Raw genomic sequence first — 13,617 nt, 5'->3', positions numbered from 1 at the left:
TTTATCAGTTCTTGAAAATGGCCGCGACAGACTTGGCCGTATCGGTGAGCACCTTTTCGACGGCTCCGACGTCACCACCCTTCTTGGCCAATTCGACCAAGACATCGTTGTGGTTCAAACGCAGATCCTCGATGAAGGCACGCTCAAATTCCTTGATCTTCTCGACAGGCACCACGTCCAAAAGACCTTTGGTACCCGCGTAGATGATCGCGATTTGCTCCTCGACCCGGATCGGGCTGAGTTGCTTTTGCTTCAGAATTTCGACGAGACGCTTGCCACGCTCCAACTGAGCCATGGTGCTTTTGTCGAGGTCCGAACCAAACTTGGAGAAGGCCTCCAATTCGCGGTATTGGGCGAGGTCCAGCTTCAAGGTACCTGCAACTTTCTTCATCGGCTTGATCTGCGCGGAACCACCGACGCGGCTCACGGAGATACCGACGTTGATCGCAGGGCGCACACCTGAGTTGAAGAGGTTGGATTCCAAGAAAATCTGACCGTCGGTGATGGAAATCACGTTGGTAGGAATATAAGCCGAAACGTCACCTGCTTGCGTCTCGATGATCGGAAGCGCAGTCAAGGATCCACCGCCTTTGACGATCTTCTTGAAGTTGTCAGGAAGGTCGTTCATTGCGGCCGCGATGGTATCGTTTTCGATGATTTTCGCAGCACGCTCGAGGAGACGGCTGTGCAGGTAAAACACGTCACCTGGATAAGCCTCGCGACCTGGAGGACGGCGAAGCAAGAGGGAGACTTCGCGGTAAGCGACAGCCTGCTTGCTCAAGTCGTCAAAAATCACCAATGCGTGACGGCCTGAGTCGCGGAAGTACTCCCCGATGGCCGCACCTGCAAAGGGTGCAAAGTATTGCAAAGGTGCTGGAGCGGATGCTGGAGCAGCGACGACCACGGTATAGGCCATGGCGCCGGCTTTTTCCAAAGCCTTGACCACCTGTGCGATCGTAGAGCCTTTTTGGCCGCAAGCAACGTAGATACAGAAAACGGGTTCGCCTTTTTCGTAAAACTCCTTTTGGTTCACGATGGTATCGATGGCAACAGCAGTTTTACCTGTCTGACGGTCACCGATGATCAACTCGCGCTGACCGCGACCGATGGGAATCATCGAGTCAATGGCCTTGATGCCCGTCTGCAACGGCTGGGCCACTGGCTGACGGTAGATCACACCGGGAGCTTTGCGTTCAAATGGCGAATCAAAAAATTCACCACCCATTGGGCCTTTGCCATCGATGGTTTCGCCGAGCGGATTCACGACGCGACCGATCATGCCTTCGCCGACTGGCAAAGAGGCAATACGGCCTGTACGCTTAACGGTGTCACCTTCTTTGATCCCTTCGCTCTCACCAAAAAGCACCGCTCCGACGTTGTCTTCTTCCAAGTTCAACACCATGCCACGGAGGCCGTTTTGAAACTCGATCAACTCGCCGGCCTGCACTTTGGATAGGCCATATATCCTTGCGATACCGTCACCAATTTGCAATACGGTACCGACTTCCTGCAATTCTGCTTCCGTCTTGAAACCGCTGAGCTGTTGGCGCAGGATAGCGGAGACTTCGTCCGGTCTTACTTCTACCATTGTTATACCTGTTTAACGTAGGGATTACTGTCAAATTCATTTTTCAGCGCACGAAGGCGCGTGGAGATACTGGCATCAAATTGACGGTCGCCAATGTTGAGCACAAAACCACCAAGCAACGAAGGGTCGATCTCATGCACAATCTCAAAGCTAGTCTTGAATTCCTTCTCGACGAGCTGCTTGATTTTTGCAATCTGATCAGCAGTGAGCGGAGCGGCGGAGCGCAAAATACCACGGGTGATATTGTTGAGCTTGTCATATTGGAACAGATAGCGATCGGCGATATCGTCCAAATAACCTTCGCGGCGCTTGCGCACGATGATTTCAATGAGTGTCTGCGTGATGTCGCAGAAGCTTTTGCCAAAAATGGCGTCCAGAATGTGCTGCTTCTTGTCTGACTTGATGAGCGGGCTTTCCAGCATGTTCACAAAGTCAGGGTTGCTGCGGCAAACCTTCTGGATCAGTTGGAAATCCTCACGCACACGCTCGACCTGTCCGCGCTCTTGTGCGAGCACGAGGATCGAGTTGGCGTAACGGTCTCCTAATTTGATCTCAATCATGGCTGAATTAGTTGAGGTTCATGTCGTTGACAAAACGATTGACCACGTCTTCCTGCGTTTTGCGGTCGGTCAATTCCTGACGCAGAATCTTTTCGGCAACCTCGATGCTGAGGTTGGCAAGCTGATTCTTGACATCGACGAGTGCCCGCATCTTTTCGGAGCGGATGTCTTCCAACGCCTTTTCTACCATACGCTTGTACTCAGCCTCGGCATCGCGGTGCGACTTGGCGACGATTTCCTCACCCATGGTGCGGGCCTCCTTGAGCAAGGATTCGCGCTCTGCGCGGGCCTGGGCAAGCAGGTTTTCGTTTTCTGCCTTGAGGTTGGCCATCTCCGCACGAACCTTCTTGGCTTCGTCGATGGAGGATTGGATTCCTTCTTCACGTGCATTGAGTGCAGCGATGATTGGCTTCCAAGCAAACTTCTTGAGCAGCATGACCAAGATCAAAAAGATGATCAGCGCCCAAATGAATAAACCAAGTTTTGGTGTTAACAGCTCCATTTTATTGCTTTATCGCTTTCTGCGAACGTTTTTTCCTATTCTTCGAAACCATGTACAACACTGCGAAAACCACTATTCCTGTTACCAAAGCCAACCCGATAAGGGCATAGAAGAAAAATCCTAGCTTGGGCGTCAGCAAATCCATGCAGCTGTACCTTTAAGAGCGGATGGAAGGCCGAGGCATTCCCTCGGCCTGTTTTCCATCGTTTTTCTAATTATTGGCCACCACTTAAGGACTGCCAACAAACAAATCACTTCGCCGAAGAGTGCAACCCCTTCAACGAAAGCCGCAGTAAGAATCATGTTGGCGCGAATGTCGCCAGCGGCCGATGGTTGACGGGCAATCGACTCCACAGCTGCTGCTGCGAGTTTACCGATACCCAAACCTGCTCCGAGCACTGCCAATCCGGCACCGATTCCTGCTCCTGCTACTGCATCCATGTTCGTAAAAATTTATAGTGATACAATGATAAAATACTAATCAATGGTGAGCTGCTACTTCGGCATGCTCGTCGTGGTGCTCGTCATGCCCATGGGTCTCCATCGCTTGACCGATGAAAACTGCGGTGAGCAAAGAGAAAACAAATGCCTGTACAGCTGCCACCAACAACTCCACCGCGAAGATGAAGAGCGAGAACGCAACTGAAAGCGGCATGATCGTGATCGCACCGGCGGTGCTATGTCCGTTGTCACCCAAGATGAAGATGAGGCAGATGAGTGCCAACACCATGAAGTGACCTGCGGAAATGTTCGCAAAAAGACGAATGGCCAAAGCTGCAGGCTTGGTGAAAAAGCCCATGAGCTCCACCACCAACATCAACGGCTTCATCCAGATGGGCACACCGGGGAACCAGAGAATGTGCATCCAGAAATCCTTGGTCGAGTTGAGCACGATCAGGATCAGCGTCAGCATCGCCAACATGATGGTGATCGTCGTGTTTCCTGCGATGTTGCTGCTCAATGGGGTCAAACCAAACATGTTGGAAAACCAGATGAAGAAAAACAACGTGAGGAAATAAGGCAGGAAGCGCTCGTGCTTACCATGCAAGTAAGGCTTGGTGACATCGTCACGAACGAAGAGGATCACCACTTCCATAAAACCCTGCAAGCCTTTTGGTGCAAGACCGTCACGTTTTTTATAGGCGCGGGCAACAGATGTGAAAATCAAGAACATGACGATCGCCACGATCAGAATCTGCAAACCCGTTTTGGTCAGTGAAAGGTCGATCAACGTAGCGCCTTGCACCAATTCAAAGACTTCAACGTGGTCCACCTTCTCTTTCTTGCCATCTGCCAACCGCTTGATGCCTTTGTGATGAACAAATGCATACTTCCCTTGGCTTTCCTTGACTAAAGCATTCAACTCCGCCTTCTCACCGGCATCCGTAGCTACATTGTGAAAGGTATACTTCGGCTCTTTACTCGACACATAATATACCTTGTCGTGTGATTCGATATAATTGGCGTTCTCTACGAGCGAATGGGTGCTTGAGAAGAATTCGAGGCCCGTCTTTGAATTGTAGAGAATCCAAGGGAGATGCAGTGCGATTGGCGTTTCTCCCACATCGGCGAGGTGCCAATCGTGGGTATCCATCACGTGGTGGATAATCACATCAGAAATTTCGTCTTCGAGCTCCTCTCCGCCATGCCCGCCGGCAGCTTCCATTCCGCCATGTGCATCATGCCCGGTGGTTGCATGTGCGTCATGCCCGGTGGTTGCATGTGCATCGTGTCCTGCATGAACAGTATCTCCGTGAGCGTGGTCTTCATGACCCTGAGCCTGGAGGCTGCTTGTGTTCAGTGAAAAGGCAAGGCCCAGAATCACTGCGAGACTCAAATAAAAACTAGAAATTCGGCTTCTCATCTTACGTTTCATGCCCACCTTTTTTTGAAATCGGGCGCAATTTACGCATCAACCAGTAAACCTCAAGGGAAGTAAAAACAAAATAGCAGAAAAAGTAAGCAAGAACGAACGGAGTGGCGAAATCCTTGAATTTAAGGGCAATTAAAAATACTGCCATGACGCCAATCATCATCTTCAACAGCATACTTCCGCTCACATAAGCTGTAAAAAGTGAAATTCTTCTTTCAATCCCGGAATAAACGATCGCGTAGGCGACAATTCCGGAGATGCTCGACAAGGCGATGGCGCCGAGCACAAATCCGATGCTGCCGGGAGGCAACAGCGCGTCCTGCGCGAACCAGGCCACGGCCATGATCACCCCCATGATGAGGATCGAAACGATGGTATATTTAAGAATACTCATTCTGCTTTGTTCTCGTCTTCTTTTTTGATCGTGGGCTTCTTTTTGGTCGGCGGGAGGAAGGACTTTACCATGAAAATCATCGCGATCACGACCCCGAAGATGGCCAAGATGGCTGTCCAAATTGGTTTGGAAGTTTCGAAATGCTTGTCCGCACGTGTGCCGAGGTAGGTAAACAGCAAAATGGTCAACACCATTTGTATCCCTGCGGAACTATAATGTATGTAGTCTTTGCGCTTTTTGTCGGGCTCACTCATTGACGAGGCTTACATTGGAAGCTTGCTCTTCCACGCCATTGTGACCGTTGATGGCAACCTTTTTGGGGGATTTGCGGTCGCCTTCGGCGGTATCGAATCGACTTTGGGACTCGGCAAGCATCGCCTTGGCATCCTGCCCCATGCGACAATTGCCGGTAAAGACCGCGCCAACCTGTACAGAAAGCTTCTGTGTGAAGATGTCCCCGTTGATTTGTCCCTTTTCTTGGAGCTGCAACAATTCGCGGACGACGACTTGCCCTTTCACCTTGCCAGCGATATAGGCGTTGCGGGCGTCGACGATGCCTTCGACCGAACCTCTCTCGCCGATCACAAGTTTGGCATCACATGTAATGGTGCCGATCACGCGTCCTTCGACACGGATATCGCCTTTGGTGATGATCTTCCCCTCAAGTACCGTTCCTTCTGCGATGGTGTTCAATACGTTTTCGACTGCCATACCCCTACTATTGTTACTACCCTTTGATTTCGAAGATCCAAACATAGACCGCGCCTAGTTGAAGTTGATGTAATCAGCCGGATTGACCGGGCTGCTGTTGTACCACAGCTCAAAATGGAGGTGTGTACCGGAAGAATTGATGCCGGTATTGCCGATCACTGCGATCGCTTCGCCGGCAAAGACATAAGAACCCACCGTCTTGAACAGGCGGCTGTTGTGCTTATAAAAGGACAGCAGGTTGTAATTGCTGTGCCATATACCGACGACATAGCCGGTGGTATTGGAATATTCAGAGAAGACGATGACGCCGTCGGCGACGGAGCGCACGAGCGAATTTTCTTCGGCACCCAAATCAATCCCGAAATGCGGCTTGTCTTTGGGCTCGAAGTCCTTTGTGACATAGCCGTCGATCGGCGGCACGAGGTTCAGGACCAAACCGCTGCTCGGTTTGCGGGCTGTGATTTCGCGTGTACCCGAATTGGCGGGCGGAATCGCGGCCTCTACGGGTGCAGCCTCTTGTACTTGTTGTCCAAATTCGCTGGCCTCGGCGTCCGAGGGCCGCATGTCGGCAGGCTCGGGCATCGCACCTTCCCAGACTTTGGGATTCGTCTTCGGCCGAGCATCTCCAGCACTCCATGCCGATTTAAGGACGACCAAAATGGAATCCAAGGCACCAACCTGACGCTCGAGTTCGTTGTTTTTCTGCTGCAGCGATTTGAAGTCTTCTGACAAATGTGACTCAAACCCGGGAATGGCGCGGTGGATGAAGGGAACCTTGAAAATAAGCAGTGAAGTGATCCCCGAAATGGCCAAAAAAGCACCTGAGGCAATCAACACTACGGCAACCGGTTTGAAGATGATATTCTTGGATTGGGAGAGAGATTCTTGGTCATAGACGACCAGTCGGTATTTTTTCACCAACTTCGCCCACACCGCTGTCACTCTCTCTTTCAGCATCTCTTTCCTTTTCCCTATATTTGTCGTGCAGGTACCCGATTTTTACCTAGCCGCGTTTCGAGAAGAATCCGTTATTTTCCCGAACAATTTGGAACATTGAAGCACAAAGTTACATATTTTCTCACAATTCTCCTCGCAGTTTTGTGGATAAGTTCCTGCGGTGTCCGCCGGAACAACATCGTTTCCAGGAGTTTTCACAACACCACGAGCCTTTTCAATTACCAATACAACGCCCAGCTCAAGCTGAAAGAAGGTGTTCAAAAAATCAATGCGGCCTACCGTGTGCCGCCTGAGGGATACATCCCTGTTTGGTTTGCCGGAACGGATGAGGATGTAAAGGCAAATTCGACGCTGTTTGACAACGCAATCGAGATTTGCGAAATCGCCCTTCAGAAGCACAACCAAAAAGACAACAAGTGGATCGACAATTTTCGCTTCAACATTGGCAGAGCTTGGTTCTATAAAAGAAACTACATTCTCGCGCTGAGCAATTTTGAATTCGTCCTCAAGAGCTACCCCGATTCCAAGCTGGTGCCACTCGTTTATATGTGGATGGCCAAAACCCACTTCATGGATGACAATAGCACGCAAGCCTTGAAAATTCTGGAGGAGGAACTTGGGCACATGGACCTCAAAAAGAAGGAAAAAGGCGAATTGGCATTGGTGAAGGCACAAATGCTGTTGGACCAAATGAAATACGATGAGGTGCAACGCACACTCAATTCCAACAAGAAGTATATCAAGGGTGCCAACAACAAGGCTCGTGTGCACTATTTGCTTGGTCAGTTGTACCAGGACCAAGACCAATACACAAAGTCCTACGAGAACTACAAGGCCGTCACAAAGCTTAATACGGATTACGAGCTGATTTTCAACGCAAAGCTGAACCTGGCTAAGTTGATGATCGCCAACCAAGATGGCGATGCGGAAAACGAGAAGTTGATGCGCATCCTTAAAAAGATGCTGCGTGACGAAAAGAACATCGACTACCGTGACCGTGTTTACTATGAGATTGCCATGCTCGATCTCAAACTCGACAAGAAAAAGACAGCGATCAAGGATTTGAAAAGGTCCATTGCTGCAAACACCAACAATCAGCGTCAAAAGGCCCTCTCCTATTACAAAATCGGGCAAATCTATTTCTACGACCTCAAGGACTTCACCCATGCGCAAGTCTATTTTGACAGTGCGTCTTCGGCCATCAATCCGGAGGCTCCTGAATACCGCGAAATCTCCACGATCAGTACGACGTTGAAAGAATATGTCGGTTATCTGAACACGATCAACCTCCAAGACAGCTTGCTTCAACTAAGTAAATTGAGCGAAAATGCGTTGGAATCGTATGTAGATGACTATCTCGAAGCCGAATCCAAGCGCAAGGAAGCCGAGGAACAGAAGAAGATGGAGGAAATGAATGCCTTGAACGATCCCAATCTCTTCAACCAATTTGGTGAAAACGACAAACAGCGCGGTTCAGGGTTCTATTTTGATTCGCCCGACCAAGTCAATTCGGGGAAAGTCAAATTTGAGCAGGTTTGGGGAACGCGAAAGAACGAAGACAACTGGCGGAGGAAGAACAAAACGCTGCAAGTTGGTCCTGATGAGGATACCGTTGCATTGGCCGTCGTGACCGAGGAAGATGTAAAAAAGTATGGATCTGCCGAAAAAGCGCGGATGATCAAGAATGTTCCACATTCGGAGGATGAAATTGCGGAGGCCAATGCAAAAGTTGTCGAGGCACTTTACGGGTTGGCGCAGGTTTACAACAACAAGCTGAACATTCTCGACTCGGCTGTTGCGGTGTACACACGGTTGGTTGCACGTTATCCCGATTCTGAATTTGCCCTCAAATCTCGTTATGCGCTCTACAAAATCCATAAAGACGCTGGTGCGGAGGACTTAGCCGATGAGCAGAAACGTAAAATTTGCGGAGCTGCACCGGCGAGTCGCTATTGCAAGTACTGCAACAATGAGACGTTTGAGGATGGATCGAAAGAGTCCATGGAAAATTTCGCAAGCGCCTACAAGGCCCTCCTTGAGACCTTCCAACGGAAGGAATGGAATACCTGCATTGAATTCAGCAACTTCATTCTAAGCCAATTTCCTGAAGATCAAGGCTTGGCAGAGGTGTTTATGATTCGCGGCAAAAGCTATGCAGGCATGGGGCAGAAGGATAGCCTGATTGCGATTTACAACTATACCAAAACCAATTATCCTGATTCGGATGTGATTCCTGAAGTCAACCGCACGTTGGCATTTCTCGGAGGCGGGTCCGCAAAGCCGGGAGAGAGCCCCAAACCCGGCGAAAAACCTGGCAATGATGGAGAAAACGAGGAACTGAATCCAAAATTTGCCGGATTTGAAGCGACCCGGAAACCGCATGAAAAGGTTTACGTCGTGGCCTTGATCAAAAAGGAAAAGCTCCAATCCAATGAGCTTCAACAGAAATTCAACGAGTTCAACGGTAAGTACTTTGTCGAAAAGCGCCTGAATGTGAGTGTCTTTCTGTATCAGAATCAATTTCACATGCCTTACATCAGTCAGTTTGATTCTGAAAAGGATGCACTCAGCTACATGAGCGCTTTGCGGAAGGACATGGAACTTGCTCCGCTGTTCACCGATCCTACGGAGCAATCGGTGTTCATCAGCCCTGCCAATTTCCGTACTGCCTACGGCAAAAAACGAATGGAGGACTACCTGCTGTACTATGAGGAAGTGCTACTTCCAGCCGTGCAATAGCACATCGCGCATTTTCTCCTTCGTTTAGTTTCACCCTCCTTCGTGATTAATTGTTAAATTCGCAGGCAGTAATCATCGCGCGCATTGGCAGCTAACTTTATATCTGAGAATCCTGGTGCTGAACCCAAGCGGGTACATGCACGATTTGAACAACCCAAACCCAAAGTTGGCCGGAAATGGTTTCGTTTCTTCCGCTACCTGATTCTCGGGACGGTGGGTTTTGTCGCAGCCGCTGTGATCACCGTGGTCGTGATTGCATTGTCAGACATGCCGCCGATGGACATCATCGAAAATCCGCATTCTGACCTTAGCACGCGCATTTACTCTGCCGATGGTGTCGTTTTGCGCAACCTCTACGACGAAAAACACAGGGTAAGCGTCAAACTCGCCGATATTTCTCCGCACGTTGTACATGCCTTGATTGCAACCGAAGACCTTCGCTTTCAAAGCCATAGCGGGATCGATCCCCAATCCTTTTTTGCCATCGCCAAAGAGGTTTTGGCAGGCAAAAAACCGAGAGGTGGCAGTACCGTAACCATGCAATTGGCGAGAAACCTCTACGAATTGATCGGGCGAGAACGCAGCCTATGGCGCAAACTCAAGGAGATGGTAGTTTCCGTGGTCCTTGAACGTGAATTTACCAAGGACGAAATTCTCGCTGCATACCTCAATACGGTCTCTTTTGTCGGCAACACCTACGGCATTGAGAATGGCGCTGAAGAGTTTTTTGGGAAGGATGCAAGCCAACTGACCGTAGAGGAATCTGCCATGTTGATCGGCTTGCTGAAGGCTCCTGATTCGTATAATCCACGCCGCCATCCGGAAGCATCGCTCAACCGTCGCAATACCATTCTGGAAATGATGGCGGAGCAAGGTTACATTGACCGCGTGGATCTTGACAGTCTCAAAGGCATTCCCATTACGGTCAAGGACAAAAGTGATTACCGGGATTTGGGCCTCGCACCGTATTTTACCGAGCACCTCCGCGAATGGCTGAAGTCTTGGTGTGAAGCGACCGGGCATGACCCCTACCGCGACGGGCTCAAGGTCTATACAACGATCGACTCACGCATGCAGCGCTATGCCGAAGAATCCACCACGGAGCATCTTTCCTGGCTGCAAAAGATTTTTGACAAGCATATTACCGGCAAGGAACCTTGGGTAAAGGATTCGACGTTCATCATTGATATCCTGAAGCTGAGTGACCGTTACCATTCGGCAAAAGCAGCCGGATTGAACATGGAAGAGATCATGGAGGAGTTCCATACCCCCGTGAAAATGGATATGTTCAGCTGGGACAGAAAGATCGAAGATACCTTGGTTAGCCCTTGGGATTCACTCAAATACTACGCACGCTTCCTCGAGTCCGGATTTATGGCCGTGGATCCGACCAATGGCAATATCAAAGCTTGGGTGGGAGGAATCAACCACCGATTCTTCAAATACGACCACGTGTACAAAGGCAAACGACAGGTCGGTTCTACCTTTAAGCCATTTGTTTACTGTGCGGCCTTTGACAACGGCAGCACTCCTTGTGACTTGGAGCTGAATCAGCCGGTATTCTTCTACAACGAAATCGGCAAGATGATTTGGGCACCCAAAAATGCCGATGGTAAAATCAGCGGTTTCACGACCCTCCGCCGCGGTTTGGCAACCTCGACCAACTTGATCACTGCTCGCGTAATGAAGCGGATCGGTCCTCAAGTCGTCTGCGAATGGGCGAAAAAGATGGGGATTACCTCGCCATTGGATTGTGTACCGTCCTTGGCATTGGGTACAACGGACCTCAGCGTTCACGAACTCACGGGAGCTTATTGCACATTCGCCAACAAGGGGATTTACAACGAGCCCATGTTTGTGACCCGGATTGAAGACAGGAACGGAAACGTACTTGCTACATTTTCACCGCAAGGGCGTGAAGCCATCTCCGAGAATACCGCCTATATGATGATCGACATGCTCAAGGGCGTCGTCACGGAACCTGGCGGGACGGGCGGAAGACTTCGTGGAAGGTACCATTTGAACAATGAAATCGGCGGAAAGACCGGAACCACGCAAAATCAAAGTGATGGCTGGTTTATGGGGGTTACGCCATATCTCGTGGGCGGTACTTGGGTCGGCTGTGCAGATAGACGGATGCGTTTCCGTTCGTTGGAATACGGTCAAGGAGCGAGTCTGGCATTGCCGATTTTTGGCCTGTTCATGCAGAAGGTTTACGGTGACAGCACGATTGGCTTACCAAAGGACCGTTTCCCCGTGCCAAGCAATTTTGATATCGAACTTGACTGCTCCAAATACGACAAACAACGCAAAAATTTCTCCATGGACAGTTCGTCCAACGGGAACAAGTCGATCATGAATGTCGACAATGAGTTCTGAGGCCCATTCGGAGAAAGTCAGGGAACAACTTCGCCTCGTCCCTGACGCGCCCGGCGTGTACCGATATTATAGCAAGTCTGGGAACCTGCTTTACATCGGCAAAGCCAAAAGTCTCGCCAAACGGGTACGTAGCTACTTCAATTCCGGTCGCTCCCATAGCTACCGCATTGGATCGATGGTCACGCAGATCGCCGACATTCAATATACAATTGTACATAGCGAGACTGAGGCGCTGACCCTTGAGAACAACTTCATCAAGGAGCATCAGCCCAAGTACAACATCAATCTCAAAGACGGAAAAACCTATCCGTATATCTGCATCCCAAAAGAACGGTTTCCGAGAGTATTTTCCACAAGAGACCGCACAGATCCAAATGCGGAATACTTTGGCCCGTTTACCTCGGTCAAGGTGATGCACTCCTTTATTGACTTGATTCGTCAAAACTACAAGTTCAGGACTTGCAACTACCTATTGAGCGAATCGAATGTCAAGGCTGGAAAATTCAAACTTTGCCTGGAGTATCAGATCGGCAATTGCCTCGGGCCCTGCGAAGCGCAGATTTCCGAAGAAGAATACAACGCCAACATCATTTCCATTCGCAAGATTCTCCGTGGCCACATGCGCGAATTGCTGGAGCAGTTGGAGCAGGAGATGTATGCCTATGCCGCCGAATATGCTTTTGAGAAGGCAGAAAAAGTGCGGGTGATGATTGAAAAGATCCGGGCGTTCAAACTGCGCAACACCGTCGTTTCCGAGGAAATCGATGCCATCGACGTCCTGACGGTAGATCGCCTCAATGACTTGGCCGTTCTGAATCACTTTCGCGTGGCACGCGGAGCAATCGTGGCCACGCATAGTTGGGAGGTGCGTATTCGCAACGATGAAACCGACGAAGAGTTGCTTGCCTCCGTTTTCGAACGGCTTCGTTTGGAGGAAGGACTTGGAAAAGAGTTGCTCACCAACGTGAACTTTGATCCGGAAGAGGAAATCGAATGGGCAGGCCATATCAAGGTCCCTACACGCGGAGACCGTAAAATGCTCGTGGACCTTTCCATGAAAAATTGCAGGGTTTTGTTGGAAGAAAAGGTTTGGAAACAAAGTCTACGGAAGAAGAATCCAAACGAACCGATCCTTGAACAGCTTCAAAAGGATCTCCATTTGGTCAACCTTCCAAAACATATCGAATGCTTTGACAACTCCAACTTCCAAGGGCAATACCCGGTTGCCTCCATGGTGGTATTCAAGGATGGAAAAGCCTCGAAAAAAGACTACCGTCACTTTAAAATCAAAACGGTGGAGGGGCCAAATGACTTCGCGTCCATGGAGGAGATCGTCCTCCGCAGATACAAACGTTGCATCGATGAAAATCTCCCCTTTCCGGATCTGATCATTGTCGACGGCGGCAAAGGACAGCTCAGCAGCGCCGCAAAGTCTTTGGAGGCACTAGGCCTGATTACCAAAATACCTATTATCGGCATTGCCAAGAAACTAGAGGAGATCTACGTTCTCAACGATCCTTTTCCACTCCATCTGGACAAGCGGAGTACCTCCTTGAAACTAATTCAACAGCTTAGAAACGAAGCCCACCGGTTCGGGATAACCTTTCACAGGGACTTACGGAGCAAGGGAACCTTCGTAACCCATCTCACGGATCTATCAGGGATCGGAAAAGGAACAGCAACCAAGCTTTTGAGTCATTTTCGCTCTGTCAAAAAGGTCAAGGAAGCCACTTTGGAACAACTGGCAGAAGTTGTCGGACAATCCCGCGCAGCCCTGATCAAACAAGCCATCGACGACGCTGCGATCTAGGTTCCGAATTGGGATTTAAACTCTTTAGTGGACAACTCCACCGTTTGTAACAACCTAAGCAAGAACCCATTCACCAAACCATCGCACGAAAAAAGGGAGCGGAA

The 13,617-nt window shown here is 49.8% G+C and carries 12 protein-coding genes; 3 read left to right on the top strand and 9 right to left on the bottom strand.

What is annotated here, in order from left to right; translation table 11 throughout:
* Positions 1-4: 4 nt before the first annotated feature.
* The 9 genes from IPN95_07330 to IPN95_07290 all read right to left on the bottom strand — a co-directional run bounded on the left by IPN95_07330 (position 5) and on the right by IPN95_07290 (position 6,585).
* Positions 5-1,588 carry a F0F1 ATP synthase subunit alpha gene (locus tag IPN95_07330; GenBank protein ID MBK9449215.1) on the bottom strand — a complete coding sequence of 528 codons (1,584 nt, stop codon included), beginning with the start codon at positions 1,586-1,588 and terminating at the stop codon, positions 5-7.
* Between the two features lie 2 nt (positions 1,589-1,590).
* A complete protein-coding gene (gene atpH, locus IPN95_07325; protein ID MBK9449214.1) occupies positions 1,591-2,148 on the bottom strand; it encodes an ATP synthase F1 subunit delta in 558 nt (185 codons plus the stop codon).
* 7 nt (positions 2,149-2,155) lie between these two features.
* Positions 2,156-2,650 (bottom strand): F0F1 ATP synthase subunit B, encoded by a 495-nt coding sequence (gene atpF, locus IPN95_07320; protein MBK9449213.1) that lies wholly within the window; start codon positions 2,648-2,650, stop codon positions 2,156-2,158.
* A gap of 132 nt (positions 2,651-2,782) precedes the next feature.
* Positions 2,783-3,091, bottom strand: coding sequence for an ATP synthase F0 subunit C (gene atpE / locus IPN95_07315; protein MBK9449212.1), 309 nt, complete (start codon positions 3,089-3,091; stop codon positions 2,783-2,785).
* Between the two features lie 40 nt (positions 3,092-3,131).
* Positions 3,132-4,526: a F0F1 ATP synthase subunit A gene (atpB, locus tag IPN95_07310; GenBank protein ID MBK9449211.1), complete on the bottom strand. Its 1,395-nt coding sequence runs from the start codon at positions 4,524-4,526 to the stop codon at positions 3,132-3,134.
* Positions 4,516-4,878 carry a hypothetical protein gene (locus tag IPN95_07305; protein ID MBK9449210.1) on the bottom strand — a complete coding sequence of 121 codons (363 nt, stop codon included), beginning with the start codon at positions 4,876-4,878 and terminating at the stop codon, positions 4,516-4,518. The genes atpB and IPN95_07305 overlap by 11 nt, the downstream gene beginning before the upstream one ends.
* A gap of 35 nt (positions 4,879-4,913) precedes the next feature.
* A complete protein-coding gene (locus IPN95_07300) occupies positions 4,914-5,171 on the bottom strand; it encodes an AtpZ/AtpI family protein (protein MBK9449209.1) in 258 nt (85 codons plus the stop codon).
* Positions 5,164-5,628, bottom strand: a complete 465-nt coding sequence (locus tag IPN95_07295; GenBank protein MBK9449208.1) for a polymer-forming cytoskeletal protein — start codon at positions 5,626-5,628, stop codon at positions 5,164-5,166. Before IPN95_07295 ends, IPN95_07300 begins: the two co-directional genes overlap by 8 nt.
* Before the next feature lie 54 nt (positions 5,629-5,682).
* On the bottom strand, positions 5,683-6,585 hold the full coding sequence (locus tag IPN95_07290; protein MBK9449207.1) for a M23 family metallopeptidase: 903 nt from the start codon (positions 6,583-6,585) through the stop codon (positions 5,683-5,685).
* 96 nt (positions 6,586-6,681) lie between these two features.
* On the opposite strand from IPN95_07290, the gene IPN95_07285 reads away from it, so the two are divergent.
* The 3 genes from IPN95_07285 (at position 6,682) to IPN95_07275 (ending at position 13,513) form a co-directional block, all read left to right on the top strand.
* Positions 6,682-9,324, top strand: a complete 2,643-nt coding sequence (locus IPN95_07285) for a tetratricopeptide repeat protein (protein ID MBK9449206.1) — start codon at positions 6,682-6,684, stop codon at positions 9,322-9,324.
* 84 nt (positions 9,325-9,408) lie between these two features.
* A complete protein-coding gene (locus tag IPN95_07280; GenBank protein MBK9449205.1) occupies positions 9,409-11,703 on the top strand; it encodes a transglycosylase domain-containing protein in 2,295 nt (764 codons plus the stop codon).
* The gene (locus IPN95_07275) at positions 11,693-13,513 is read left to right on the top strand and encodes an excinuclease ABC subunit C (protein MBK9449204.1); all 1,821 of its coding nucleotides are present in this window, start codon (positions 11,693-11,695) and stop codon (positions 13,511-13,513) included. Before IPN95_07280 ends, IPN95_07275 begins: the two co-directional genes overlap by 11 nt.
* Positions 13,514-13,617: the final 104 nt, after the last annotated feature.

The sequence above is a fragment of the Bacteroidota bacterium genome, from assembly GCA_016718825.1.
In the GTDB taxonomy this organism is placed as follows: domain Bacteria; phylum Bacteroidota; class Bacteroidia; order J057; family JADKCL01; genus JADKCL01.
This window is presented reverse-complemented; position numbering and strand designations above follow the sequence as displayed.

Bases quoted from the DNA above. Each gene is read 5' to 3' on its own strand.
- IPN95_07295 (MBK9449208.1), bottom strand. From the start codon at position 5,628: ATGGCAGTCGAAAACGTATTGAACACCATCGCAGAAGGAACGGTACTT.
- atpH (MBK9449214.1), bottom strand. From the start codon at position 2,148: ATGATTGAGATCAAATTAGGAGACCGTTACGCCAACTCGATCCTCGTG.
- IPN95_07290 (MBK9449207.1), bottom strand. From the start codon at position 6,585: ATGCTGAAAGAGAGAGTGACAGCGGTGTGGGCGAAGTTGGTGAAAAAA.
- atpB (MBK9449211.1), bottom strand. From the start codon at position 4,526: ATGAAACGTAAGATGAGAAGCCGAATTTCTAGTTTTTATTTGAGTCTC.
- atpE (MBK9449212.1), bottom strand. From the start codon at position 3,091: ATGGATGCAGTAGCAGGAGCAGGAATCGGTGCCGGATTGGCAGTGCTC.
- IPN95_07275 (MBK9449204.1), top strand. From the start codon at position 11,693: ATGAGTTCTGAGGCCCATTCGGAGAAAGTCAGGGAACAACTTCGCCTC.
- IPN95_07305 (MBK9449210.1), bottom strand. From the start codon at position 4,878: ATGGGGGTGATCATGGCCGTGGCCTGGTTCGCGCAGGACGCGCTGTTG.
- IPN95_07330 (MBK9449215.1), bottom strand. From the start codon at position 1,588: ATGGTAGAAGTAAGACCGGACGAAGTCTCCGCTATCCTGCGCCAACAG.
- atpF (MBK9449213.1), bottom strand. From the start codon at position 2,650: ATGGAGCTGTTAACACCAAAACTTGGTTTATTCATTTGGGCGCTGATC.
- IPN95_07300 (MBK9449209.1), bottom strand. From the start codon at position 5,171: ATGAGTGAGCCCGACAAAAAGCGCAAAGACTACATACATTATAGTTCC.